This window comes from Streptococcus suis (genome assembly GCF_029616525.1).
Taxonomy (GTDB): Bacteria; Bacillota; Bacilli; order Lactobacillales; family Streptococcaceae; genus Streptococcus; species Streptococcus suis_AF.
Genome location: NZ_JANFME010000012.1, coordinates 14,947 through 40,672, shown reverse-complemented (window position 1 = coordinate 40,672; position 25,726 = coordinate 14,947). Strand labels below are relative to the sequence as shown.

Annotated in this window: 28 protein-coding genes, 1 tRNA gene and 1 other RNA gene; 24 read left to right on the top strand and 6 right to left on the bottom strand. The window is 44.6% G+C overall.

The window, feature by feature from the left end; translation table 11 throughout:
* The first annotated feature begins 31 nt into the window (after positions 1-31).
* From NOL38_RS06195 to nrdG, 9 genes are all read left to right on the top strand, one after another.
* The gene (locus NOL38_RS06195) at positions 32-685 is read left to right on the top strand and encodes a DUF998 domain-containing protein (RefSeq protein WP_277941702.1); all 654 of its coding nucleotides are present in this window, start codon (positions 32-34) and stop codon (positions 683-685) included.
* A 122-nt stretch (positions 686-807) separates the two neighbouring features.
* Entirely contained in the window at positions 808-1,251 is a 444-nt protein-coding gene (locus NOL38_RS06190; RefSeq protein WP_277941701.1) for a LytTR family DNA-binding domain-containing protein, read from the top strand.
* Positions 1,248-1,688, top strand: a complete 441-nt coding sequence (locus NOL38_RS06185; RefSeq protein WP_277941700.1) for a DUF3021 domain-containing protein — start codon at positions 1,248-1,250, stop codon at positions 1,686-1,688. Before NOL38_RS06190 ends, NOL38_RS06185 begins: the two co-directional genes overlap by 4 nt.
* Positions 1,689-1,721: 33 nt before the next feature.
* The gene (locus NOL38_RS06180) at positions 1,722-1,895 is read left to right on the top strand and encodes a hypothetical protein (protein ID WP_009910995.1); all 174 of its coding nucleotides are present in this window, start codon (positions 1,722-1,724) and stop codon (positions 1,893-1,895) included.
* 143 nt (positions 1,896-2,038) lie between these two features.
* Positions 2,039-4,210 carry an anaerobic ribonucleoside-triphosphate reductase gene (nrdD, locus tag NOL38_RS06175; protein WP_277941699.1) on the top strand — a complete coding sequence of 724 codons (2,172 nt, stop codon included), beginning with the start codon at positions 2,039-2,041 and terminating at the stop codon, positions 4,208-4,210.
* A 92-nt stretch (positions 4,211-4,302) separates the two neighbouring features.
* Positions 4,303-4,437, top strand: a complete 135-nt coding sequence (locus tag NOL38_RS06170) for a hypothetical protein (RefSeq protein ID WP_002939130.1) — start codon at positions 4,303-4,305, stop codon at positions 4,435-4,437.
* A gap of 1 nt (position 4,438) precedes the next feature.
* Positions 4,439-5,785 carry a bifunctional metallophosphatase/5'-nucleotidase gene (locus NOL38_RS06165; protein WP_277941698.1) on the top strand — a complete coding sequence of 449 codons (1,347 nt, stop codon included), beginning with the start codon at positions 4,439-4,441 and terminating at the stop codon, positions 5,783-5,785.
* 1 nt (position 5,786) lies between these two features.
* Complete coding sequence (locus NOL38_RS06160) at positions 5,787-6,281, top strand: GNAT family N-acetyltransferase (RefSeq protein ID WP_277941697.1); 495 nt, start codon at positions 5,787-5,789, stop codon at positions 6,279-6,281.
* Positions 6,282-6,467: 186 nt separating this feature from the next.
* Complete coding sequence (gene nrdG, locus NOL38_RS06155) at positions 6,468-7,025, top strand: anaerobic ribonucleoside-triphosphate reductase activating protein (protein ID WP_002939123.1); 558 nt, start codon at positions 6,468-6,470, stop codon at positions 7,023-7,025.
* A gap of 104 nt (positions 7,026-7,129) precedes the next feature.
* Here nrdG and NOL38_RS06150 read toward each other — a convergent pair.
* The 3 genes from NOL38_RS06150 to NOL38_RS06140 form a co-directional block, all read right to left on the bottom strand.
* Positions 7,130-7,202 (bottom strand) — tRNA-Lys (locus NOL38_RS06150).
* An 8-nt stretch (positions 7,203-7,210) separates the two neighbouring features.
* Positions 7,211-7,404: non-coding RNA, 6S RNA (gene ssrS, locus NOL38_RS06145), on the bottom strand.
* A gap of 101 nt (positions 7,405-7,505) precedes the next feature.
* Positions 7,506-8,792, bottom strand: coding sequence for a replication-associated recombination protein A (locus NOL38_RS06140; protein ID WP_277941696.1), 1,287 nt, complete (start codon positions 8,790-8,792; stop codon positions 7,506-7,508).
* Positions 8,793-8,861: 69 nt separating this feature from the next.
* Between NOL38_RS06140 and NOL38_RS06135 the strand changes: the two genes are divergently transcribed.
* The 6 genes from NOL38_RS06135 (at position 8,862) to NOL38_RS06110 (ending at position 12,920) form a co-directional block, all read left to right on the top strand.
* Entirely contained in the window at positions 8,862-9,197 is a 336-nt protein-coding gene (locus NOL38_RS06135; RefSeq protein WP_277941695.1) for a MazG nucleotide pyrophosphohydrolase domain-containing protein, read from the top strand.
* 1 nt (position 9,198) lies between these two features.
* The gene (locus NOL38_RS06130) at positions 9,199-9,669 is read left to right on the top strand and encodes a DUF3013 family protein (RefSeq protein WP_277941694.1); all 471 of its coding nucleotides are present in this window, start codon (positions 9,199-9,201) and stop codon (positions 9,667-9,669) included.
* A 1-nt stretch (position 9,670) separates the two neighbouring features.
* Positions 9,671-10,024 (top strand): ASCH domain-containing protein, encoded by a 354-nt coding sequence (locus NOL38_RS06125; RefSeq protein WP_277941693.1) that lies wholly within the window; start codon positions 9,671-9,673, stop codon positions 10,022-10,024.
* A 471-nt stretch (positions 10,025-10,495) separates the two neighbouring features.
* The gene (gene prmA, locus NOL38_RS06120) at positions 10,496-11,449 is read left to right on the top strand and encodes a 50S ribosomal protein L11 methyltransferase (RefSeq protein ID WP_277941692.1); all 954 of its coding nucleotides are present in this window, start codon (positions 10,496-10,498) and stop codon (positions 11,447-11,449) included.
* A gap of 1 nt (position 11,450) precedes the next feature.
* On the top strand, positions 11,451-12,197 hold the full coding sequence (locus tag NOL38_RS06115) for a 16S rRNA (uracil(1498)-N(3))-methyltransferase (RefSeq protein ID WP_277941691.1): 747 nt from the start codon (positions 11,451-11,453) through the stop codon (positions 12,195-12,197).
* Positions 12,198-12,200: 3 nt separating this feature from the next.
* Positions 12,201-12,920: a DUF554 domain-containing protein gene (locus tag NOL38_RS06110; protein WP_277941690.1), complete on the top strand. Its 720-nt coding sequence runs from the start codon at positions 12,201-12,203 to the stop codon at positions 12,918-12,920.
* Between the two features lie 40 nt (positions 12,921-12,960).
* On the opposite strand, the gene sntA is transcribed toward NOL38_RS06110, so the two are convergent.
* Positions 12,961-15,402 (bottom strand): heme-binding protein SntA, encoded by a 2,442-nt coding sequence (sntA, locus tag NOL38_RS06105; protein ID WP_277941689.1) that lies wholly within the window; start codon positions 15,400-15,402, stop codon positions 12,961-12,963.
* Positions 15,403-15,658: 256 nt separating this feature from the next.
* On the opposite strand from sntA, the gene NOL38_RS06100 reads away from it, so the two are divergent.
* The 4 genes from NOL38_RS06100 (at position 15,659) to NOL38_RS06085 (ending at position 18,934) form a co-directional block, all read left to right on the top strand.
* Entirely contained in the window at positions 15,659-17,860 is a 2,202-nt protein-coding gene (locus tag NOL38_RS06100; RefSeq protein ID WP_277941688.1) for a RelA/SpoT family protein, read from the top strand.
* Position 17,861: 1 nt separating this feature from the next.
* A complete protein-coding gene (gene dtd, locus NOL38_RS06095) occupies positions 17,862-18,305 on the top strand; it encodes a D-aminoacyl-tRNA deacylase (protein ID WP_277941687.1) in 444 nt (147 codons plus the stop codon).
* Positions 18,306-18,367: 62 nt separating this feature from the next.
* Positions 18,368-18,553 (top strand): hypothetical protein, encoded by a 186-nt coding sequence (locus NOL38_RS06090; protein WP_277941686.1) that lies wholly within the window; start codon positions 18,368-18,370, stop codon positions 18,551-18,553.
* Positions 18,554-18,658: 105 nt separating this feature from the next.
* The gene (locus NOL38_RS06085) at positions 18,659-18,934 is read left to right on the top strand and encodes a hypothetical protein (RefSeq protein WP_257047655.1); all 276 of its coding nucleotides are present in this window, start codon (positions 18,659-18,661) and stop codon (positions 18,932-18,934) included.
* Between the two features lie 13 nt (positions 18,935-18,947).
* Here NOL38_RS06085 and troR read toward each other — a convergent pair whose 3' ends face one another.
* Entirely contained in the window at positions 18,948-19,607 is a 660-nt protein-coding gene (gene troR / locus NOL38_RS06080; protein ID WP_002942034.1) for an Mn uptake transcriptional regulator TroR, read from the bottom strand.
* 125 nt (positions 19,608-19,732) lie between these two features.
* Between troR and troA the strand changes: the two genes are divergently transcribed.
* Positions 19,733-20,656 (top strand): Mn uptake ABC transporter substrate-binding protein TroA, encoded by a 924-nt coding sequence (gene troA / locus NOL38_RS06075; protein WP_277941685.1) that lies wholly within the window; start codon positions 19,733-19,735, stop codon positions 20,654-20,656.
* 42 nt (positions 20,657-20,698) lie between these two features.
* Here the strand turns inward: troA and NOL38_RS06070 are convergent, their stop codons facing one another.
* On the bottom strand, positions 20,699-21,154 hold the full coding sequence (locus tag NOL38_RS06070; protein WP_277941684.1) for a hypothetical protein: 456 nt from the start codon (positions 21,152-21,154) through the stop codon (positions 20,699-20,701).
* Between the two features lie 43 nt (positions 21,155-21,197).
* Here NOL38_RS06070 and troB point away from each other — a divergent pair, with 43 nt between their 5' ends.
* Genes troB through NOL38_RS06050 form a run of 4 tightly spaced genes read left to right on the top strand, consistent with a single transcriptional unit; the run spans position 21,198 to position 25,601 of the window.
* The gene (troB, locus tag NOL38_RS06065; protein WP_277941683.1) at positions 21,198-21,968 is read left to right on the top strand and encodes an Mn uptake ABC transporter ATP-binding protein TroB; all 771 of its coding nucleotides are present in this window, start codon (positions 21,198-21,200) and stop codon (positions 21,966-21,968) included.
* Positions 21,961-22,821 carry an Mn uptake ABC transporter permease TroC gene (troC, locus tag NOL38_RS06060; RefSeq protein WP_024379352.1) on the top strand — a complete coding sequence of 287 codons (861 nt, stop codon included), beginning with the start codon at positions 21,961-21,963 and terminating at the stop codon, positions 22,819-22,821. Before troB ends, troC begins: the two co-directional genes overlap by 8 nt.
* Complete coding sequence (troD, locus tag NOL38_RS06055; RefSeq protein ID WP_277941682.1) at positions 22,814-23,653, top strand: Mn uptake ABC transporter permease TroD; 840 nt, start codon at positions 22,814-22,816, stop codon at positions 23,651-23,653. Before troC ends, troD begins: the two co-directional genes overlap by 8 nt.
* Before the next feature lie 55 nt (positions 23,654-23,708).
* Positions 23,709-25,601: a M13 family metallopeptidase gene (locus NOL38_RS06050; RefSeq protein ID WP_277941681.1), complete on the top strand. Its 1,893-nt coding sequence runs from the start codon at positions 23,709-23,711 to the stop codon at positions 25,599-25,601.
* Positions 25,602-25,726: the final 125 nt, after the last annotated feature.

Sequence of the window (25,726 nt, the reverse complement as noted above, 5' to 3'; positions counted from 1 at the left end):
TACCAAGAGAAAGTAATAAGGAAAGAAAAAGATGAGAGTACATAATCTACAAAAATGGGGAGCCATTGGCTTTATAATAAATGCCAGTATTTACCTAGGAACCGAATTAATCGCTGCCATTGGAACGGGCTATCCACGTAGCTATGTCTATGGTCGGCAGTTTATTTCAGCTCTTGGGGTATACAATGGTCAGCAGGTAGCTGGTGTGCCAGAAAACTTTTCAAATTGGGCGATTGTCATGAATAGTGGCTTTATTCTAACTGCGATTGGCTTTGTCTTTTCTTATGCTCTGCTTATTTTCTCTAAGATAAGGCGAAGACATCCAATTTTGGCAATCCTTATCCTGCTTATAGTCACCCTCTTTGGTCTAGGGAGTCTCTTGGTTGGTTTCTTCCAAGGTGGTGTACCGGGTCAGGACGGTTTGCATGGATTTGGGGCACGTCTGTCCTTTATGATGGGCAATAGCACCTTGCTTTTGACAGGTCTTTTCCTGCCCGATCAAAAAATGGTTTATCGCTCCAGTAGTATTTTTCTCGGATTGTGTGGTTTTGTCGCTGCAGGATTGTTGCAGACTGCTATCTTGGAAAATCAAGTGGCGGTAATGGCCATTTATGAACGCTTAACCGTCTATTCTATCACAGCTTGGCAGATAGTGACGGGGCTAACATTTCTAAAGAATGACTAAGTCAGGACAGCTGTTCTGGCTTTTTTTGCCGTTTAGTGCTGGAAAACGACCACATAGTCAAAAGCCCTTGAAACCAGTAAAGAAATGGTGTTTAATAGGGTCAGAAAGAGAAAGGAGAGAAGATGAAAGTAAAACTAGCTATTTCACCAGAAATTTTGGAAGATTTGGTGACCATTGAGGCTCAAACCATGTCAGAGCAGGTTAGTCATCTGGTATCCTATATTCAAAACTTGGATAAGCAGAGATCCAGTCTAACTGTCAAAAAAGGAGAGCAAGTCTATCTTTTGGAGCATGATGAGATTGTCAGGCTCTACTTGGAAGACAAGGTTTTACAGGTGGAAACGGTGGGAGATTCCTTTACTTCCAACTTACGCTTGTATCAGGTTAAGGAGGAACTGCCTGCTAACTTTTTGCAGATTTCCCAATCAGAAATCATTCACATCAAGCAACTGGACCACCTCAAACTGACTGCCAACGGCCTGGTCAAGCTGGTCATGAAGAATGGGTCGGTCACCTACTCCTCCCGTCGCTATCTAAAAGTTATCAAAGAAAGGTTAGGACTATGAAAAAATACATCTTATCAGCCAGTTTAGGCATTGCCATCGGAACTATTATCTCCATTATCGCATCAGCTGTTTTCGGGCAAGGAATCTATCTCCCTCTCAATCCCTTTTCACCCATGGGTGCTTACTATGTAGAGCATTTTAATCAGCCTGCAGTCATGTTGATTTGTGTAGCCATTTGGGCGGCAATCGGCATCTTATTTCAGCTGGCAGACAAGATTTTTGAACAGGATTGGAGCCTTCTACGAATGATAGCAACGCATTTTTGCATCACAGCTTTAGGCTTCACACCGCTGGGCATTTTGGCTGGCTGGTTTCCCGTGAAACTAGGTGCTCTGCTTCTCTTCTGGCTGATCTTTGTCTTGATATACACTTCTCTCTTTTTCCTAAATTATCGGAAAATGGAGCGGCAAATCAAGGACATCAACGGTCGTTTGTAGTATAATAGCACTATCATTTTGTTGGAGTGTTTTATGAAAATTATTTTGACGATTGTCTATAGCTTGGGAGTGGTGTGGAATATCCTCTTTCTTGCTGTGAATGTTGGCAGAATTCCTGTCATCAACTTGCTTTGGCCTGCTGTGATTTTAGTGGCCTGTGCTATTAACCTGTACTTTTTATGGACTAGAAAACAAGAGTCAGAATAGGCTCTTGTTTTCATTTGTTTTTCAGAAACAAAAACTATATCTAGTGTAAATTTTGAGTTTTTATATTTTTTTACACAAGATATTGATTTTTGTTTTGTGAAGTGCTACACTAATAGAAGTGAAGAATTTTGGAGGTTTGTCAGATGAATGTGCAAGAAAATGTCTTACCGAGTATAGAATTATTAGTTTTGAAACGTGATGGACGGACAGTATCCTTTGACCAGGATAAGATTTTTTCTGCTCTTCGGCGGGCAAACCAAGAATTAGAACATCCTGTTTCAGAAGCAGGTTTGAAAATAGTATTAGAAGCTGTTTTGGCTGAAATTGGTCGCCGATTTGAAAAAGATGTTCAAATTTACGAAATTCAAACGGTCGTTGAACAGGAATTGTTAAAGGCTCATTTATATGATTTGGCGGAGCTTTATATTCAATACCGAACACGCCGTGATTTTCGCCGTCATCAGGCTACCGATATTAATTTTGAGATTCATAAGCTGTTGAGCAAGGACCAGTCTGTGGTCAATGAAAATGCCAATAAGGACGCGGATGTGTTCAATACTCAACGGGACCTGACAGCAGGTATTGTCGGCAAGTCTATCGGTCTCAAATTATTACCAGCTCATGTAGCCAATGCCCATCAAAAGGGAGACATCCATTATCACGACTTGGATTACAGCCCTTATACACCAATGACCAACTGTTGTTTGATTGATTTTAAAGGGATGTTGGCACAGGGCTTCAAGATAGGAAATGCCGATGTAGAAAGTCCAAAATCAATTCAAACAGCTACGGCTCAGATTTCACAAATCATTGCCAATGTGGCCTCTAGTCAATATGGTGGCTGCTCAGCTGACCGTATCGATGAAGTTTTGGCGCCCTATGCGGAACTTAACTACCAAAAGCATTTGAAAGACGCCGAGGATTGGGTGTTAGCAGACAAGCAAGAAGAATATGCGCGTGCTAAAACGCAAAAGGATATTTATGATGCTATGCAGTCTTTGGAATATGAAATCAATACTCTTTTTACTTCCAATGGACAAACACCCTTTACATCACTCGGTTTTGGGCTAGGGACATCGTGGTTTGAACGGGAAATTCAAAAAGCGATTTTGAACATTCGTATCAAGGGTCTGGGTCGGGAAGGTCGCACAGCTATTTTTCCAAAGCTGATTTTTACAGTTAAGCGGGGCTTGAACTTGGAGCCAGATTCTCCAAACTATGACATCAAGCAATTGGCGATTGAATGTGCAACAAAGCGTATGTATCCAGATATGCTTTCTTATGACAAGATTGTTGAGTTGACAGGTTCCTTCAAGGTGCCAATGGGCTGCCGCTCATTCCTTCAAGGTTGGAAGGATGAAAATGGCCAGGATGTGACATCTGGTCGTATGAACCTAGGTGTCGTAACCGTCAATTTGCCACGGATTGCCATGGAGTCTGCAGGAGATATGGATAAGTTCTGGGAAATATTTGCAGAACGCATGGCCATTGCCAAGGATGCCCTGGTCTACCGAGTGGAACGAGTGAAGGAGGCAACCCCGGCCAATGCTCCAATCCTCTATCAATATGGGGCATTCGGCAAACGCTTGGCTAAGACAGACGCAGTAGATGAAGTCTTTAAAAATCGTCGAGCAACCGTATCTTTGGGGTATATTGGTTTGTATGAAGTCGCAACAGTATTTTACGGTGGCGAATGGGAGACCAAGCCAGAGGCAAAAGATTTCACGGTGGATATTATCAAGAAAATGAAAAACTTGGTTGAAGATTGGTCGGATGAATATGGTTATCATTTCTCAGTTTATTCGACACCATCTGAAAGCCTGACAGACCGCTTCTGCCGTATGGATACAGAGAAATTTGGCATTGTTAAGGACATTACGGATAAAGAGTATTACACTAATAGTTTCCACTATGATGTACGCAAAAATCCAACACCGTTTGAAAAACTGGACTTTGAGAAAATTTATCCTGCTGTAGGTGCTAGTGGTGGATTTATCCATTACTGTGAATACCCTGTGCTGCAACAAAATCCAAAGGCCTTGGAAGCTGTTTGGGACTATGCTTATGACCGTGTTGGTTATTTGGGAACCAATACTCCGATTGACCATTGTTACGCTTGTGATTTTGAGGGCGATTTTGAGCCGACGGAGCGTGGCTTCAAGTGTCCAAATTGCGGGAATAGCGATCCTAAGTCGGTGGATGTTGTTAAACGAACTTGCGGTTATCTAGGCAATCCACAGGCCCGTCCGATGGTAAAAGGCCGTCACAAGGAAATTTCGGCGCGTGTGAAACACATGAATGGGTCGAGCTTATAAGTAATAAACAGACTATGTAGAGCTTCCACAGTTCCAGTTAGCTGTGGAAGTTTATTATAAACAAATAAGAGATAAAAAAAGAGGAGAAAACAATGGGAAAATATCAATTAGACGATAAGGGGAAGGCCCTGGTGACACGCTATCATGAGAAGAATTCTAATGTGAAGCAGGATAAAAAAGCGCGTGTGCAGGAATTGCTCAAACAAGCAAAAAATAAGAAAAAATAGTATGGACTATACAGATATTAGTATTCTCCATACCAATGATATGCATTCCTACATGGAGAATTTTCCAAAGAAGGCGCAACTGATTGCGAACATTCGGGAGGGTAATGAGAAAAAGGGGATTCCGACCTTTGTTTTTGATAGTGGGGATTTGTTTTCAGGAAATATTTTCTTCAATATGTACCGAGGAGTCAAGGAAATCGAGCTAATGAATCAAATTGGTTGTCAGGCTATGACCTTGGGCAATCATGAGTTTGACCACGGAGATGAGTTGCTCAGTCGCTTGGATGACTATGCTCAGTTTCCAATTGTGTCCTCCAATCTCAGCTATCAGGATGTGGAGGCGGCTGATGAATTGGTGCCGCTTGAGGATGTCCTTGAATTTGATATGAACGGGAACCCCCTCTATGTCCTCGGTTTGACTACCTTGGAAACCCAGGAGGTTGCGTCACCGTCGGAGAATGTGATTTTTGAAGACCATAAACAAGCTCTGCGGCGATTGGTAGATCAGGTTCTTGCCAAGGATCCACAGGCTCATCTGCTCTTGCTCAGTCATCTGGGATACGATGAGGATGTGCATTTGGCCAAGGATTTCCCTGAGCTTAACGTGATTTTGGGTGGACATACCCATACCATTCTAAAGCAACCTAGTCAGATTGGTGGAGTTAGTATCTGCCAAGCTGGTCAGTATGGTCGCTTTGTCGGTCATCTATCCCTGCGGTGTTTTGCAGATGGACGGCACGAGGTCCTGGCTTATGACTTGATTGAGGTGGAGAAACTGACCCAAGAAGACAGGGCGGTCAAGGCTATTATCGACCAGATGAAATCGGAACGGGACGCAGCTTTTTCCAAACCGATAGCGATTTTACCTCAGGCACTAGACGGAGAGCGAGACGGTATTCGTCAAGGGTTATCAACTCTGGCCCCTGTTATTTGTCAGGCTTTATTTGAACAGGCGAGTCAACTAGGTTTGCAGGCAGATGGAGCGGTCATCAACGGCTTCGGCATTCGGGCTTCCTTGTCGGCGGGACCAATCTTTTATTCGGACTTGGTCAAGGTCTTGCCCTTTTCCAAGCGAGTACTCTTAGTTCGTATCAAGGGCAGCGATTTGGTGGCTAGCCTCAAGACAGGCCTCCACCCTCAGATGTGGGGCATTGTCCCGGGCGGTGAGGGTTTTGTGGTCAATGGCAGAGCAGTCGAGTCAGATAAGGACTATCAGATTGTGACCAATTCTTTTGTTTGGAGCGGTAAGGACAACTATGACGATTTCCACAAGGCAGAAATTGTGCAGGACTTGGGACTGGATATAGACATCATCAGTGAATTTTTCAAGAGACAATATGGAGACTAAAATGGAATTAAGAAGACCGACTATAGCGGATAAGGAAACGATTTTGGAGATGCTGGCAGAATTTGAAAAAGCAGGCTCAGCTATGGACGGAGGCTTTATCTCCAAAGATGTGGACTTTGAAGAATGGATTTTTAGAAACAAAGACTATGAGGCAGGTCTCAATCTGCCAGACGGTTTTGTTCCTTCCATTCAATATGTGTCATTTGACCAGACTGGTCGAGCCCTTGGTTTTCTCAGTCTACGCCTACGGCTCAACGATTTCCTGCTCAATAAAGGCGGTCATATCGGATATTCCATTCGCCCAACCGAGCGAGGAAAGGGCTATGCCAAGGACCAGCTGCGACTAGGTTTGCAGGAAGCCGCAACCAAAAATATTTCCAAAGTCCTCGTGACCTGCTCGACAGACAATGAGGGTAGTCGCAAAACGATTGTGGCATGTGGTGGCGTTTTGGAAGATGTTCGAGACGGGGTAGAAAGATACTGGATTGAGGATTAATGGGAGTGACAAACTACTGAATCAAAACAGGAAAGGAATTGAGATTGGTTCCGCACTAAGCTTGCTGGGATCAATCCGAGCTAAAGCATTGGAAGTACCATTTATGGATAAAAACAGTCTGTGTACTGGTAAAACGGAATTCATCCAAACGATCAGATTTCATTTGCTTATGCTCAGGTATTTGAAATGAATAATCCTAAACCACAAGAATGGAAGAGCGAGGAACTTAGCCAAGGGCGAATAATGGACTACAAAGCCTTTAACTTTGTGGATGGAGAAGGAGTCCGTTGCTCTCTATATGTTAGTGGCTGTCTGTTTCACTGTGAGGGCTGCTACAATGTTGCAACCTGGTCTTTTAAAGCAGGGATTCCCTATACCAAGGAGCTTGAAGACCGCATTTTAGCAGACTTGGGCCAGCCCTATGTGCAGGGCTTAACTCTCTTGGGTGGCGAGCCTTTTCTGAACACAGGCACGGTCCTCCCACTCGTAAAGCGAATTCGGAAAGAACTGCCAGAAAAGGACATTTGGTCTTGGACAGGCTACACATGGGAAGAAATGATGTTAGAAACTCCGGATAAGTTAGAGTTACTATCCTATTTAGATATTCTAGTTGACGGCCGTTATGACCGTACCAAGCGCAATCTTATGCTGCAATTTCGAGGCTCATCGAATCAACGCATCATCGATGTACAGAAATCATTGCAGGAAAAACGAGTTGTCCTGTGGGATAAGTTAAAAAAATAGCCCTTCACAATGTGAAAGGGTTCTTTTTGACCAAATTTTGACCAAATTCTCTCTAAAAACAAGAAAAAGCCTTGATAAATCAAGACTTTCCTCATATCAACCAATCCTCCCTGTAGGGATCGAACCTACGACCCACGGATTAAGAGTCCGCTGCTCTGCCAGCTGAGCTAAGGAAGGTAAAAAATAAAAATGCTGTATTGGTACCGGTTATCCATGGATTGTATTGATCCCGCACGCTAAAAGCAGGTGGGTGACGCGTTTCTAACTTAGTTGCTTCTGGGTGTGCCAGCTTGCATACTGTCAGAAGATCTTTGTCTCCCTAGTAATACAAAAATAGTCGGTCAACACATAGGTATGAATTCGTATACCACAGCAGTTCTTATTTATGATTTAATAATACCACTTTTTTTTGAAAAATCAAGAGAAAAATGGCAAAAATGTAAGCGGTGTCAAAATGTATGTGCCAAAAAACCAGTTCTATCAAGGATTTTGGCGTCTATTTTTTTTCAAATTTTTTATCTTTTCTTGTGTCATGCCCAAGGCACGCTCATATTTGCCGGTGTCATTGGCAGTGAAGTAGTCCGCATGAAGTAACTTATCAGGCAGGTATTGTTGGTCCACCCATTTTTCAGGATAGGCATGCGGATACTGGTAACCAATGGCATTTCCCAGCTCCTTACTACCAGCATAATGACCGTCTCGCAGATGATTTGGAATAGGTAGATGACCGTTTTTCCGCAAATCAGCCAGAGCTGCATCCATAGCCTGATAGGCAGAATTGGACTTGGGAGAAAGAGCCAAATCGACTACCACATTGGCAATCAAAATCCGTGCTTCTGGAAAACCAATTTTCTGAGCCGCTTCAAGGGCCGTCACCGCATGAATCTGAGCCTCTGGATTGGCCAAGCCGATGTCTTCATAGGCAATAACGGTTAAGCGACGAGCCAGACTAGGCAGGTCTTCCGCTTCAATCAAACGAGCGGCGTAGTGGAGGCTGGCATTGACATCGCTACCTCGAATGGATTTTTGCAGGGCGGAGAGGATATCGTAGTGGGCATCGCCGTTCTTGTCCATGCTGATGTAGGATTTCTGTAAGCTATTTTCCACAGCGTCCAGATCAATGTGGCGGCTACCGTCGTCACTTTCCTTGGTCGAAAGTACAGCTAGTTCCAGCGAATTGTAGGCGGCCCGAAGGTCACCATTGGTGGCATTGGCCAGAAAATCCAGAGCCTCAGGCTCAATGGTAATAGGGAAGTCAAAACCACGTTCGCTGTCTGTCAGAGCTAGTTCCAAGGCCTGTCGGATATGGCTGGTTTCCAAGGGTTGCAACTCAAAAATCTGCACTCGGCTACGAATGGCGGGTAAAATAGAGAAAAATGGATTTTCTGTCGTTGCCCCAATCATGATGATATTACCATTTTCCAAAAGAGGGAGCAGGAAGTCCTGCTTGGTCTTGTTAAGGCGGTGGATTTCATCGAGCAGGAGAACCAGACCGCCAGAAAACTTAGCCTCTTCAGCGATTTCCTGCAGGCGTTTTTGGTTGTCCGTCGTGGCATTAAAGGTCCGAAAGGCATACTTGGTCGTGCCAGCAATGGCGGATGCAATCGAGGTCTTGCCAATCCCCGGCGGACCGTAGAGAATCATGGACGACAGCATATCGGCATCAATCATGCGACGGATAATCTTTCCAGGACCGACCAGGTGTTCCTGACCGATCACTTCATCAATGGATTTGGGCCGCATACGAAGGGCGAGATTGGCTGGCATAGGCTTCCTTTCAGTACATTTATGGTATAATCATTATACTACAATTTTAGGATTTGGAGAGAAACGAAGATGGCGGAGTTGACGGTGAGTGTTTTGGAAGAATACTTGCGTGACCACTATGGGACGACAGTCCCAGAGCAAAGTCTCTTTATGAAATTAGTGGAAGAAATTGGTGAAGTGGCAGAGCTGCTGAACAAGCGTGCAGGCCGCAAGATGATGGATGGCGAAGACGACAGCTCTGCTCGTTTAGCAGAAGAATTAGCTGACGTTATTCACTATGCTGTAGCCATAGCAGCAGTAAATCAACTAGATTTAACCAAGTCCATTTTGGAGAAAGACAAGCGGGCTTCCGTCAAATACGGTCGAGAAATAAATTTATTGGAATTTATAGAAAAGAGGAAATAGAATGGCAAAACATGGCTTTTTAGATGTGCTGGAAGCAGCACTGGACAAACATTTTACTTACGATTATGAGCTTAACTGGGACAAGAAAAACCACGCAGTTGAGTTGGCCTTCATCTTGGAAGCACAAAATGCGGCTGGGATTGAAACGGTAGATGACGAAGGCAATGCGTCTTCTGAGGATATTTTCTTGGAGGAGTATGTTCTTTTCTACAACCAGGACAAGTCTCGCTTTGACGAGGAAGACTACCTGGTCGCTTTGCCATTTGACGCCAAGAAGGGCTTTTCAGCGGAGTTTCTGACCTACTTCGCAGGCTTTCTTAAAGATATCGCCGACCAAGGTTTAGATGACCTCATGGACTTTTTGGTGGACCCAGAAGCCCAAGAATTTGCGATTGCTTGGGATAGCGAGGCTTTTGAAAAAGGCAGAGCAGACTTGGTGGAAGGGGAATTTTACCCATATCCGAGGTATTGAGATGGTTCATGAAATGTTACTGGCTCCAAAATCTTTTGCAATGATGAAGTCTGGTCAGAAGACTATTGAGCTACGACTTTATGACGAGAAGCGCAAGCATATACAAATTGGAGATCGCATCCGTTTTTATTGTACAGAAAATCAGATGCAAACGATCGAGGTGCAAGTATTAGATCTTCACATATTTGATAATTTTGCTCAGTTATACAAAGAACTAGATTTATTGTCTTGTGGGTATACGCAAAGCAGTATCAGAGAGGCGAAACCAGAAGATATGGAAGTTTACTATTCGCGAGAACAATTAGAACAATATGGTGCAGTGGGTATAGAATTGAGGGTAATAGATTCTATTTGACATTCCGTTTTCTCTCTTGCTTGACTGCAGGCGAAACTTTTGCTATTATAAAAATAGAAAAGGCGTTGAGTTCCAGCTCAACGCCCTGACAGGACCATAGCGATGGTTCAGCTTTTGGACAAAATAGACCGCCAGCTTGAAATCTTGGGCGGTCTATTTTTTATCTAGCATGGTTACGATGATTGTAATGATCAAATCAAGCATACTTACAAGTAAGCTTGCAAAAGCTATGATGACCATTAGTTCATCTGCTGACAAATCAGGTTCTCCTTTCCGTTGGATTTTGTGTCTATTTGCATAGGCACCACCACCTTTCAGAAATCAGAACCACCGCTCAGATTTTCCTGTCATTTCATTTATTCGAAAATTATTTTGATTTTACTTACCTTATAACATTAACTTGTAAAATGGGCTAGAAATCGGTACAATAATACAGTGATTGACGCATAGAAAAGAAAAGGAACAACAAACATGAACTCATGGCAAGAATTAACGATTCACGTGCATCGTGATGTAGAAGAAGCAGTTTCAAATCTGATGATTGAAACGGGCAGTCAGGGAGTGGCCATTAGCGACTCGGCTGACTATGTGGGGCAGGAGGACCGTTTCGGCGAACTCTATCCCGAGGTGGAGCAGTCGGATATGATTGCGATTACGGCTTACTATCCTGATACTGTAGATATTGAGGAAGTTAAGGCAGACTTGGCGACTCGCTTGGCGGATTTGACAGGCTTTGGCTTGGAAACGGGTCAGGTCAGCTTAGAAAGTCAGGAACTGGCAGAGGAAGATTGGGCAGACAACTGGAAGAAATACTATGAGCCAGCCCGCATTACCCACGATTTGACCATTGTGCCGTCTTGGACGGACTACGAGGCGACAGCAGGTGAGAAAATTATCCGCTTGGACCCAGGCATGGCTTTCGGTACGGGTACCCACCCGACCACCAAGATGAGCCTCTTTGCTCTTTCTCAGGTCCTTCGTGGTGGCGAAACGGTGATTGACGTCGGCACAGGTTCAGGCGTCCTTTCCATTGCTAGCTCCCTCCTAGGTGCCAAGGAGATTTATGCCTATGACTTGGATGAAGTGGCGGTGCGTGTGGCCCAGGAAAACATTGACCTCAACGCCAATACTAGCAACATCCATGTCGCGGCAGGCGACCTGCTTCGTGGCATTGACATGGAGGCGGAAGTCATCGTTGCCAACATCTTGGCGGACATTCTCATCCATCTGACCGAGGATGCCTACCGTCTGGTCAAGGACGAGGGTTACCTGATTATGAGCGGGATTATCGCGGACAAGTGGGACATGGTGCGAGCATCTGCGGAGGCGGCTGGCTTCTTCCTTGAGACCCATATGATTCAGGGCGAGTGGAATTGCTGCGTCTTTAAGAAGACGACTGACCGCTCAGGTGTGATTGGAGGCTAGGATGCAGCAGTATTTTGTCAATGGCAGAGCACCGCAGGGCGTTTTCCAGATTAGCGATAAGGACACTGCCAAGCATATGTTTTCTGTCATGCGTTTGCAGGCAGATGATCAGATTGTTCTGGTCTTTGACGATGGTATCAAACGCTTGGCGCGCGTGGTAGATAGCCAGAACCAATCTGTTGAAATCATCGAAGAACTGACAGATAATGTCGAATTACCTGTCTCCGTTACTATTGCCATGGGCTTTCCTAAGGGAGATAAGCTCGAATTTGTCGCCCAAAAGGCAACGGAATTAGGCATGGCAGCCCTCTGGGCCTTTCCAGCTGACTGGTCCGTGGTCAAATGGGACGGTAAAAAACTGGCAAAAAAAGCAGAAAAGTTAGAAAAAATTGCCCAAGGCGCAGCCGAGCAGAGCAAACGTAATCGCATTCCAGCTGTTCGCTTGTTTGAGAAAAAAGTGGATTTCCTAGCTCAACTAGCAGGTTTTGACCAGATTATCTTAGCCTACGAAGAGGCCGCAAAAGAAGGCGAACAAGCCAACCTGGTGAAAATCTTGTCTGGCTTAGAAGCTGGCCAATCAGTCCTTGTTATTGTCGGTCCAGAAGGTGGCGTGTCGCCTGAGGAAGTAGCCACATTTGAAGGAGCAGGAGCGGTCAAGACAGGTCTTGGTCCTCGTATCTTACGAGCGGAGACGGCTCCACTCTATGCTCTTTCTGCCATTAGCTACGCGACGGAATTGTTGAGGTAGTTCATGTTTGCCTTAGGAACGATTATCAATACCTTGGCTATTGCCCTAGCAGGTTTGCTAGGGTCTTGGTTTGGGCATTTACTAAAAGAACGCCATCAGTCGGGGTTGACGATGGCGAGCGGGCTAGCTGTTTTATTTCTAGGAATTTCAGGTAGTTTGGAAGGCCTGCTAACAGTTGTTGACGGTCAACTCAAAAGTCAAAATAGCATGCTTTGGGTTCTTAGTCTGTCCTTGGGGACCTTGATTGGGGAGGTACTGCATATCGAAGGTTGGTTTGAGCGCTTGGGTATCTGGCTCCGAGAAAAGTCAGGAAACAGTCAAGATGGTCAATTCTTAGATGCTTTCCTGACAGCTTCTTTGACCGTCTGTATCGGTGCCATGGCCATACTGGGAGCCATCCAAGATGGATTGACGGGTGATTATCGCTTGTTGGCTGTAAAGAGTATTTTGGACTTTGTTATCATTTTGATTATGACCTCGAGTTTGGGCAAGGGAGCAGGCTTTTCAGCAGTACCAGTCTTTCTCTTTCAAGGGTTTATTACTCTCTTGGCACGTTTGATTGAGCCACTGATGACGGCTCAGGCACTTGCCAATCTCTCTTTTATCGGCTCTGCCCTCATCTTCTGTGTCGGTGTCAATATCATCTGGGACAAAAAGATTCGCGTGGCCAATATGCTGCCAGCCATTCTTATAGCGGTTGTTTGGTCATTTTTTTATAGATAAAAAAAGCTCGGTTGCTTATCCGAGCTCTTTTCTTTTTATCTTAATTTTCTTTTTTCTTGCGAAAAGCACCGACAAAACTAATCAAAGTGAGACCGAGCAGACTAAGCATAGAAGTAGCTTCTCCTGTTGCAGGGAGTGTCTTGGTGCTCGCTTGTGAATGTGGACTAGCCAATTTATGTTGTGGAGCAGGAGCAGGTGGATTTACCGCTGGAAGAGTAATTCGTTGACCAGATTCGAGTACAATATCTTGACCTGTGTTACCTTGATCTGACTGCTGTTCATCTGGAGTCGCTACTTTTGGCTCAGTGTAGACAAATTTGAATTCGCCAAATCCTTCGTTTTCAGCTGAGGCTTGGAGGTAAACCAGCCCTTCTTGATTAGCTACCAATTCTTTCGCACGATCTGCTGTCAAGAAGCGGAGGTCGAGTCCCTTGATGCTATCTGTAAAGGTCCAGTTATTGTCTGCTGTAGGGTTGATAACTTTCTCAGCGATTATATAATTGATGATGGCTTGGCGGTTTTCCAGGTTGAGCAAGTAATTGACAGAAGCTTCGCGGACCCCAGGGAAAGTACCGTTTGCACGGTAGTTGTTGGTCACCACGATGAATTCTTGATCAGCTGTCACATCTTCCCCATTGTATTGCAGATTCCGAACTCTGCTGGCAGTTTCGTTGACTACCTTACCGTTACGATCGTATTTATTTGGTTGCGTAATATCGTACTGATAAGTTACTCCGTCAATAACGTCAAAGTTGTAAGTGCGGAAATCTGTGTTGACTAGGTTTTGTGGCTCTGTTGAGCTTGGGTCAACTTGGTTGAATTGCCCTGCGGACATTTCCAACCATTCTTTGAGTTGGGCACCGTTGACTTTTAAGATGGCTACAACGTTGTCGTAGAGGTAAAGGTCTGCTACGTTCTTGATGGCGATTGGGCCAGCAGGAATGTCTGTATAGGCTGAAGCATCGCCTCGAGTACCAGCCTTAAATGGTGCAGCCGCAGATAGGATTGGTAGATTAGCTTCTGAAGTACCCGCCAACTGTTGTTTTGCATACCAAATCTGTGCATTGTTAACAATCTGTACAGAAGGATCATCTTGAACAAGGGCAAAGAAGCTGTTGATTGGAGCAGTTGTTTCACCGACTTGTTGGCGCACATAGTTGATGGTTTCGTTATGGGCTTCTTTAGCAAGGTCGATGATGCGACCATCTGCTACAGATGATTTTGTATCGATTTTACGAATAGCCGCTTTACTAGAAGTAGTTGTCCATTTGCCATCTTTAAAGACCAGATTGAGGTCGATGACGCCGAGGTGATCACCGTATTTACCAGCCATGGTGACAGGAGTGCCGTTGATTTTACCATTTGTATCATCCACGCCAGAGTATTTAGCATAGAAGCTTGGTTTTTCGGCAGTTCCTGGGAATTCTGCGTGGGAGTGACCTGTGATAACCGCATCGACTCCTGGCAGGCTGGCGATTTGGTAACCGACATTTTCCTCGCCGACTTCATATTGGTCATCGCCAATACCTGAGTGGGAAAGGACCAGAACGATGTCTGCGCCATTTTCTCGCATGGTTGGGATAATATCGCGAACGGCTTCAACTGCATCACGAACAATCACTTTTCCTTCTAGATAAGCTTTGTCCCAGTTGAGAATTTGAGGGGGAACAATACCTGTGATCCCGACTTTCAGGCTGACAGCCTTGCCAGTCGTATCTGTAAAGGACTTGTCAATGATCGTATAAGGCTGGTAGAGGAAGTCTTTGGTTGTAGGATGTAAAACGTTGGCATTAAGAAGAGGCATGCCAGCAGTTGAAATCACCTTGCGGAGGTAGTCTAGACCGTAGTTGAATTCGTGGTTTCCAAGTGTACCAGCATCGAAGCCCAGCGTATCCAAGGCAGCGTACATAGGATGTTGCTCACCTTCTTCAATCGGATCAATGAGAGACTTGTAATTTCCAAGAGGAGTACCTTGAATGGTATCACCATTATCTACCAATACGACATTTGGATTTTCTTTTTTTGCTTCTTCGATAAGAACAGCTGTTTTTGCTAGACCCAGTGTCTCTACAGGTTTATCCTGGTAATAGTCATAGTTGACCAAGTTCGTATGGAGGTCAGTTGTTGCGAGAATGCGAACATCAACAGTTTGTCCTTCAACAGGCTGACTAGTTTCAGTTGCAGCAGGAGTGACCGTGCGTGCTTCTGAAGCAGTTGTGTCAGTTGTCTCGCTCGTAGGATCACTAGTTTCAGCTGTCTCGGAAGAGCTTGGATTTTCAGCTTCGGTAGTGGCTGGAACAGGAGATTCTGTATTATCAGCTTCCTCTGTGGTGTCAGATTCAACTGGTACAGCCTGACTTGCTTCTGTTGAAGAAGCTGGAGTTGTGTTGAGAATCTCTTCGGCTTGAGCTAATTTTGGATTGCTTGCAGCTAAGAGAGCTAGTGTGAGCGCTACGGCACACTTACTGAAACGAAAATTCATAAGAATCCTCCATTTTCTTTTTGTAATAATCTTCTACAATCATTATACAGCTAAGAACTGCAAAATTCAAGACTAATTCTGAACGTTCGTTTGAAAAATGAGTGAAAACAACAAGAAAACGAAAGAAAACAAGAACGTTCGCTGAATCTGAACTTGGTTTGGATTGTTTGTAATTAGTAGTCTTATGTTAGATTCCTTTTTCTTTTCCAGTGAAAATGGTACAATAAAAGGAAACAGTTTCTGATGAGGGAAGAAGATGAAAGAAGTTAATTTTACAGGAGAAGAGGTCGTAGGGCTGACAGCTACCTACCTTCCGGCCGAAGATGTTGCTTTTGTTCAGAAGGCCTTGGATTTTGCGACGGAAGCTCATAAGACACAATTTCGAAAATCAGGTGAACCCTATATTGTCCACCCTATTCAAGTAGCAGGGATTTTGGCAGGGCTCAAGCTAGATGCGGTAACCGTAGCTTGTGGTTTCTTACATGATGTGGTTGAAGATACGGATGTAACATTGGATGAGATGGAGGCTGAATTTGGTCCAGAGGTTCGGCATATTGTCGGTGGTGTGACCAAGTTAGGAAAGGTCGAGTACAAATCTCATGCGGAGCAGTTGGCTGAAAACCACCGCAACATGCTGATTGCCATGTCCCAAGACATGCGGGTCATTCTGGTTAAACTGGCAGACCGCCTTCACAACATGCGGACCCTCAAGCACTTGCGCAAGGACAAGCAGGAACGGATTTCACGTGAAACAATGGAAATCTATGCACCCCTTGCCCACCGTCTAGGTATTTCTTCTATCAAGTGGGAATTGGAAGACATGTCTTTCCGTTACCTCAATGAAGTTGAGTTCTACAAGATTACCCACATGATGAGGGAGAAACGACGCGAACGGGAAGAGTTAGTCAATGAAGTCGTCGACAAGTTGAGAGAATACACAGAGGAGCGCCATCTTCACGGTCAAATCTATGGTCGTCCCAAGCATATCTACTCCATCTATCGGAAGATGCATGACAAGAAAAAGCGTTTTGACGAACTATATGATTTGACTGCTATCCGTTGTTTGATGGACACTCCAAGCGATGTCTATGCCATGCTGGGCTACATCCATGAACTCTGGAAACCTATGCCCGGTCGCTTCAAGGACTACATTGCCAGTCCAAAAGCCAATGGCTACCAGTCCATCCATACGACAGTTTACGGACCAAAGGGACCGATTGAGTTTCAAATTCGGACGGTGGAAATGCACCAGGTTGCAGAATACGGGGTTGCGGCTCACTGGGCCTACAAGCGTGGTGGCAAGGCAACTGCTTCTGAAAAAGAGCTGCGTTGGATCAACAATCTGATTGAACTTCAAGAAGGGGCAGGAGATGCCCAATCCTTCGTTGATTCGGTCAAAGAGGACATCTTCACCGAGCGGATTTACGTCTTTACGCCAGATGGTGCTGTGCGTGAGTTGCCAAAGGACTCCGTACCAATTGACTTCGCCTATGAGATTCATACCAAGGTCGGTGAGCGAGCGACAGGAGCCAAGGTCAACGGCCGTATGGTGCCTCTGACGACCAAGCTCAAGACAGGCGATCAGGTGGAAATCATCACCTCTGCCAACTCTTTCGGTCCCAGTCGTGACTGGGTCAATCTTGTAAAGACCCACAAGGCCCGCAACAAAATCAAGCAGTTTTTCAAGAACCAGGACAAAGAACTATCCGTTTCCAAAGGACGTGAGATGCTCCAGAACCTACTCCAAGAAAACGGCTACGTTCCCAACCAATACCTGGATCGTCGCCATATGGACGAGGTCCTGCAAAAGACCAGCTATAAGACCGACGAATCCCTTTTTGCGGCAGTTGGTTTTGGAGAAGTTTCTGCCATATCAATCTTTAACCGTCTGACAGAAAAAGAGCGTCGCGAAGCTGAGCGGGCTAAGGCAAAAGCTGTCGCGGATGAATTGGTCAACGGTGGTGAAGTTAAACACGACAACAAAGATAGTTTGAAAATCCGTCACGAAGGTGGCGTGGTCATTGAAGGGGCGTCAGGCTTGCTGATTCGGATTGCCAAATGTTGTAATCCAGTACCTGGCGATGAGATTGTCGGCTACATCACCAAGGGTCGCGGGGTTGCGGTTCACCGTGTGGACTGTATGAACCTCAAGAGCCAGGAAAACTACGATGTCCGCCTGATTGATGTCGGTTGGGAGGATGAAAATTCGACCAAGGAATACATGGCAAACATTGACATTTACGGTCTCAACCGCTCAGGTCTGCTCAACGATGTCCTTAAGGTCTTGACCAATGCCAGCAAGAACATTTCTTCGGTCAATGCCCAGCCAACCAAGGATATGAAGTTTGCGACCATCCACGTTTCCTTTGGTATTTCCAACCTGGCAACCTTGACCAGTCTGGTGGATAAGATCAAGTCGGTGCCAGAAGTTTACTCAGTGAAAAGGACCAACGGATAAGATGAAAATTGTAATACAACGTGTATCACAGGCCAATGTGACCATCGAAGGAAGTATCCATGGGCAAATTGAACAAGGGCTTCTGCTCCTAGTCGGTGTGGGGCCAGATGACAGCCAGGAAGACCTGGACTATGCTGTTCGGAAAATTGTCAATATGCGGATTTTTTCAGATGAGGCAGGCAAGATGAACAAGTCTGTTCAAGATATAGGGGGCAAGATTTTATCCATTTCCCAATTTACCCTTTTTGCGGACACCAAAAAAGGCAATCGCCCTGCCTTTACAGGAGCGGCAGCTCCTGCTATGGCTAGTCAACTCTATGATGCTTTTAACAAAGCCCTGTCAGCCTTTGTGCCGGTTGAAGTGGGCGTTTTTGGGGCGGACATGGCGGTCAGCCTGGTCAATGATGGTCCGGTGACCATTGTGTTAGATACCAAAAATCGCTAGACCTCTATACTTTTTGTGTCTATTTTGATATACTAAAAATGAATTAGACGTGGAGGTGTGCCATGAAAAACTTACTGACCAATCATTTTTTCTACCTAACGGTGGCTTTCACCTTGATTTTGGTGATTTACTTTAGTGGAATTGACAAACGCTGGATTATTCTGGCAAGTTTTCTCTATTTCATTCCTTCGCAGATTTTATACCGTCGTCGCCTTAAAGAGCGACTCCAAGAAAACCAGCCCAAGTAGGCTGGTTTTTTCGACAGTATTGGTTATTTGAAAACAATGTGCTATAATAATATTGTCACAAAGTGGTAGTTTATGCTTTGAAGTTAGGATGAGGTGAGCAAGAATATGAGAAAATTTTTTCAAGACCTTAATCAAGAGTATCTGGAAACCAGAAGTTCAGTTGGAGAAGATTGGCTGGAGTGGATTATCCAGAGAAAGATGACCTGGGGCATGCGGTGGGGCTTGGTAGGGATTCTCATGTTTGTCTTGCAGCCTTTAACCTATAACCCTCACTTTCTATTGGGCTGTTTTTATATAGGTTTCCTACTTGGGTTAGTGTATGTATGTGGGCAACTATTTTTTGCAGCCAGATCTATTTTCCGTAATGTGAGAAAAAAATAATCGCTCAGCTTGTTTAGGCTGGGCGATTGCTTTTTTCGATGAATAATTGTTGAGCGATGGCTGTTGGGACGGCGAGCTCTTTGTCCTTGTACTGGATGGTGATGGTTTGGGCAAAGTGGTCGAAGTCTGTGACGGTTAGTAAATCGCCGACAGCTAATTCATGTTGTTCCAAGTACTGAAGGAGTTGATAGAAGTCATGGATACGGACAAGCTGGTAGTTCCCTGTCTCAGTTAGCTGTGACAGCCGTGTCTGGTAGCGTTCGATGAGAGGTTGTCCTGCTTGAGGAATGCTTCCCCCGTGAGGACAAGTTTGAGGCTGTTCCAGTAGCAGGTCTAGGCGATTGATAAAGTGATCTGAAACGGTGTGTTCTAAAATCTCAGCCTCTTCATGTACTTCTTCTGGAGAGTAGCCAAGTTGCTCAACTAAGAATACCTCAATCAAGCGGTGTTTGCGATAGAGGCTGGCTACCATTTCAAGGGCAGTTTGGCTGAGGAGATAACCTGCCTTGGCATCCTTAGAAATGAGCTCTTCGGCTACCATTTTTTTGAGCATTTCGGAAACGGCTGGTGCGGAGAAGGCCATCTTTTCTGCGATGAGTTTATTGGTAATTTTTTGGTCTAATTGACCCAGTTCATAAATACATTTTAGGTAATCTTCTTTGTTTGGTGTCATGAGAACTCGCTTTCTACTGAAACTATTATATCAAAAAATTTAAAAATCAGTTGACAAAATGAATTTTTTAACTTAATCTAATTATATAGTTAGGTGTGCTTAATAAAATTAAAAGGAGAACCTATATGAAGAAAATATTGTTCAGTTTTGCTCTGCTATTGTCCCTAATAGGGCTAGGAGCTTGTCGTCCATCGCAAACCACAGGAAGCTCTAGCAAGCCAAGAGTGGCTGTGACTACTTCCTTCCTCAATGACATGGTCTATCAGTTGGCGGGTAATGAGGTGGAACGTGATTTGCTGATTCCAGCAGGAGAAGACCCTCATTTGTACGTAGCCAAATCTAGTGATTTATCAAAATTACAAAAGGCTGACCTCGTTCTCTACCACGGTTTGCACTTTGAAGGTAAAATGGTTGAAGCTTTGGAGAAGACCGGAGTAGCTGTTTCTAAAAACTTTAATGCAAAAGACTTGAATACGATGGATGAGGATGGAGAAGAGATTGTCGATCCGCACTTCTGGTTTTCAATTCCCTTGTACAAGTCAGCTGTAGCTGTAGCTTCAGAGGAACTACAAAAACTCTTACCTGCTAAAGCTGAGATGATTCAGAAAAATGCAGAAAAATACCAAGCGCAGCTAGATGATTTGCATGCCTGGGTAGAAAAAGAATTAAGTGTGATTCCAAAAGAAAGTCGCTATTTGGTAACACCACATGATGCCTTTAATTACTTTGCTGCTAGTTATGACTTCACTCTCTATGCTCCTCAGGGCGTGAGCACCGACTCAGAAGTGGCTAATAGTGACATGATTGAGACAGTTAACCTAATCATTGACCATAATATCAAGGCTATCTTTACAGAGTCTACAACTAATCCAGAACGCATGGAGAAATTGCAAGAGGCAGTAAAAGCCAAAGGCGGTCAGGTTGAAGTTGTTACTGGCGAAGGTAAGGAGTTATTCTCAGATTCTTTGGCACCAGAAGGTGAGGAAGGGGATACCTTTATCGACATGTACAAACATAATGTTACATTGATGGTTAAATATCTGAAATAGTACAGGTCGAACGGGCTTGCTATTCAATGAAGACTAGAGATATTACCGAAGATAGAGTTGATAGGTACCAATATGAGGGATAATCAAGTGTTTTGAGCACAAGCAGTATAGGACTCTTTCTATTGGAGGTGGCAACGCTTGGGGGAGGATAGGTGTTAGTAGCAAATCACACCAGTTATTGAGGTCCTTGACTAGAAATACTGTTTGTAGACCTCGATAATCTTGGCTCACAGCATCAGTAGTCTGTGCGTGAATAGGGATTTCAAATGAGTAGTAAAAAGGACTCGGTCTAGGTCGAGTTCTTTCCGTTTTTGGACCGTTTTTAACAGATTTATAAACATACGATTGAAGGAAGCATTGGTGCTCTACGAAAATCAAATTCATGTACTGATGTGTTGAAATAAGCGATGTATAGGGTTTGCCAGCAATTTGTTGGTACGGTATCTTAATCTTATCGACTTTCTCAGCTTGGTAGGTTGGTCCGATTTTGATTTTCATTGAGTATGAATGAGGTATATCATTTTAAAAAATAGGAGGAAATATGTCAGCAATCATTGAATTAAAAGATGTCAATTTAGCATATACAGCCAGTCAGACCATGGCTTTAGAAGATGTCAATTTGGTGATTCCCAGAGGGAGTCGGACAGCTATTGTTGGACCAAATGGTGCTGGGAAGTCCAGTCTATTCAAGGTCATTTTGGGGTTGGAAAAACCTGACACAGGGCAGGTTCACTTGCTTGGTCAGGAGGCAGGTCTAGAGAGATTGATTGCTCAAAAAGTAGCCTATATTCCCCAGTCCAGTCAAGTAAACTGGCAATTTCCTGCAACAGTTTTTGAAATTGTCCTGATGGGACGCTTCGCTCATAGTAAGGGGATGTTTAGAAGACCAACTAAGGCTGATAGACAGATTGTTGAGCAGGCTCTAGAACGGTTAAAAATTGCAGATTTACGCCATCGTCAGATTGATCAGCTTTCAGGTGGGCAGCGTCAGCGGGTATTTTTAGCGAGAGCCCTGGCGCAGGAAGCAGAATTGTATCTTATGGATGAGCCTCTAGCAGGGATTGATCAGGCAACAGAAATCATGATCATGGATATGCTCAAGGAGTTCCAATGTGAAGGGAAAACTTCCATTGTCATTCATCATGACTTAACGACGCTGGATGCCTACTTTGATCACCTTGTCTGGCTTCATAAGCATGTGATTGACTCTGGTCCGATGGATGAGACTTTGACAAGCGAGAATTATCAGGCGACCTACGGCATAGGAAATGGGCTGTTTTTAGGAAATGCCAAAGGAGGCAGTCATGTTTGAGGTTTTCAAAGAGTATTCTTTCTGGACAGTTGCTTTAGGGACCGTCAGCCTAGCTGTAGCAGCCAGCACTATCGGAAGTATATCTGTTCTTACTAAACAGAGTTTGCTTGGGGATGCTCTTGGGCATGCTTCTTATCCTGGAGTGATTGTCTCTTTCATGATTTTTCAGTCGCGACATCCTCTCTACTTGCTGTTAGGAGCAGTGTTGTCAGGCTACCTTTCTTATGCACTTGTCCATTGGCTGCGTCGAAAAGGTGGTCACAGCCTAGTCAATGCCCTTTCATTGGTGTCTGCGTCTTTCTTTGGTTTGGGAATGGTCTTGAAAAATGCTATTCAGGGAAATGAAGCCTTTGCAGGGGCTTCCCAGGCTGGATTGCAAACCTATCTATTTGGACAGGCAGCCTTTATTCAGCTGGATGATGTGATACTCATCGGAATTATTTCTCTATTGGCTTTGGTATTGTTTGCTTTCTTTTATCAAGACTATAAGCTATACCTGTTTGATCAAACTTTTGCAAGGGTTATTGGTGTTCGTGTAAGGTACTTGCAGCAGTTGACGATGTTTTTGATGATTTGCCTAATTGCAGTAGGATTAAAGTTAGTCGGAGCTATTTTGATGAGTAGTTTTTTGATTGCACCAGCTGTCTTTGGCTTGATGCTGGGAAAATCGTATCACAAGAGTCTGTTACTGGCAGGAATCGTTGCAATTGGGTCGGCTTTCGTAGGGACCTGGATTAGCTCCAGTGTATCTGGTTTGTCGACTGGACCGACTATTATCGTCTGTCTGACAGGTCTGACCCTGTCTGCATTTGTGTATGTTACCTATGTCAGAAAGGAGAATGGTCGTGTTTGAAGTATTACTCATTTTGATGGTTATTGCTAGTTCTTGTGGCTTGCTCGGCTCGATACTGGTTGTAAAAAATCAATCGATGTTGGCAGATGCGCTATCGCATTCTGTCTTGCTTGGGATTGTTCTGGGATTTTTTATTAGTCATAGTTTGGATTCGCCATTGATAATAGTTGGTGCCAGTCTGTTTGGGTTATTATCGGTTCTTGCCATTGACCGTCTGCATAGTCGAAAGATAGCGCATGATGCCGCAACAGGTCTAGTTTTTTCTTTCTTTTTTGCAGTGGCGGTTTTGCTTATTTCTCTTTTTGCTCGCAATGTTCATTTGGATGTGGAGCTGGTTTTGCAGGGGGAAGTACTTTTTGCTCCGCTCCATCGTATGGATGTTCTAGCCTGGTCACTCCCTGTTAGTCTGGTTAAGTCGAGTTTGGCTTGGTTGGTTATTGTTCTATTTTTTGCGTGGGCTTACCATCGTTTACAAGTGTACCTATTTGACAGCAACCATGCTCGTTTGTCTGGCTTACGAACAAGGATTTTAGAAATGGTTATTTTGATTCTAGTTTCCTTAACTACTGTTCTGGCCTTTGAAGCGATTGGTTCGATGACTGTTATTGTTTTCTTGGTAGCACCAAGTATGGCTGCCCTACGTTGGGTCAAATCCTTTTGGCAATTGCTGCTTTTAGGGCAAGGTATCGCTATTCTAACGGTTGCGCTAGGTTTTTTAGTGGCCAATCAACTGGATTCAACTATGTCAGGGACCTGTGCCGTTGTCAGCCTTCTTGTGGTTTGTTCAAGTATTATTCTAAAAAATACTTGGTCACGGTCATCTGATAAGTGAAATTGTCAGAATTTTTTGTTATTATAGTCATTAAGAAAGACAAAGGAGAAAATCAATGACACGTTTACAAGATGATTTTTACGAATACGTCAATGGTGAATGGGCAAAAACAGCCGTGATTCCAGACGATAAGCCAAGAACAGGTGGTTTCACGGACTTGGCGGATGAGATTGAAAAGCTCATGATTGACACGACAAACGCTTGGTTGGCGGGAGAAGATGTCCCAGAAGATAGCGTTTTGCAAAACTTTGTGGCTTTTCACAAACAAGTAGCCGACTATGAAACCCGTGACCGTTTGGGGGCAGAACCTGCTCAGGCCTTGATTGCAGAGTACAAGGCTCTCAACTCTTTCGAAGAATTTACCAGCAAGTTGGCAGAATATGAGTTGGCAGGCAAGCCAAACCTCATGCCTTTCGGTGTGGCACCTGACTTTATGGACGCGACCACCAATGTCCTCTGGGCAGATTCTCTAGGTATTATCTTGCCAGATACGACCTACTATGAGGAAGGGCATGAAAAAGGAGCAGAGTTGCTCAGAACGTGGAGAGAGAGCCAAGAAGCCCTCCTGCCTAAGTTCGGTTTCAGTGATGAGGAAATCAAGGACCTCTTGGACAAGCGTTTGGAACTAGATGCCACGATTGCCAAGTATGTTCTGTCAAATGAAGAAGGTTCTGAGTACGCCAAACTTTACCACCCGTACGAGTGGGCAGATTTTACTGCCTTGACACCAGAGTTGCCTTTGGATGATTTCTTCACAGCGATTTTAGGTCAAACGCCAGACAAGATTATCGTGCCTGAGGAACGTTTCTGGCAGGCTGCCAAGGACATTTACAGTGCGGATAATTGGGAGCTTTTGAAGGCGACCTTGATTTTGAAAGCGGCAGGAGCTTATACAGCCTTCCTGTCGGATGAAATCCGTATTCTAGCAGGAGCCTACAGCCGTGCTCTTTCTGGTACACCGCAGGCTCAAAATCAAGAAAAAGCAGCCTATAACTTGGCACAAGGCTACTTTAACCAGGCCCTCGGTCTTTGGTATGCTGGGGAGAAATTTTCACCAGAAGCAAAAGCTGATGTGGAAGCAAAAGTTGCCAAGATGATTGAGGTCTACAAGTCTCGTTTGGAAATGGCAGACTGGTTGGCTCAGGAAACGCGTGATAAGGCTATTGTCAAACTCAATGTGATTAAGCCTTATATCGGCTATCCAGAAACCTTGCCAGAGCGTTATTATAAGAAGATTGTTGACCCAGGCAAGTCCTTGGTGGAAAATGCCATCGAACTAAACAAGATTGACATTGCTCATGGTTGGAGCAAGTGGAACAAGCCTGTGGACATTAAGGAATGGGGCATGCCAGCTCACATGGTCAATGCCTACTACAATCCACAGAAGAATTTGATTGTCTTCCCAGCAGCCATTTTGCAGGCGCCATTCTACTCTCTGGAGCAATCTTCATCAGCTAACTACGGTGGTATCGGTGCCGTTATTGCCCACGAGATTTCCCATGCCTTTGACTCAAACGGTGCCTCCTTTGATGAGCACGGTAGCCTTAATAACTGGTGGACAGAGGAAGATTATGCAGCCTTTGAGGCCCGTACCCAGCAGGTCATCGACCAGTTTGAGGGTCAGGATTCTTACGGTGCCAAAATCAATGGTAAGTTGACCGTGTCAGAAAACATTGCTGACCTTGGTGGGATTGCAGCGGCCTTGGAAGCAGCCAAGTCGGAGGACGACTTCTCCGCAGAGGAATTCTTCACTAACTTTGCCCGTATCTGGCGAATGAAGGCTCGTCCTGAGTTCATGCAGATGTTAGCTAGTGTCGATGTCCATGCACCAGGTCACCTACGCACCAACATCCAGTTGCCAAACTTCGATGAATTCCATGAAACATTTGGCGTTCAAGAAGGCGACGGCATGTGGCGTGCAAAAGAAGACCGCGTGATTATTTGGTAATATTGTAACACTCAACATCGAACCTTGGTAATTCGATTTGCTAAGTAAAAGGGTCTAGTGGTTCTTTTCAGCTAATTCCCTTGAAATAGAAAAAAGAACAGATCCTAAGCTGTGCCTGCATTACC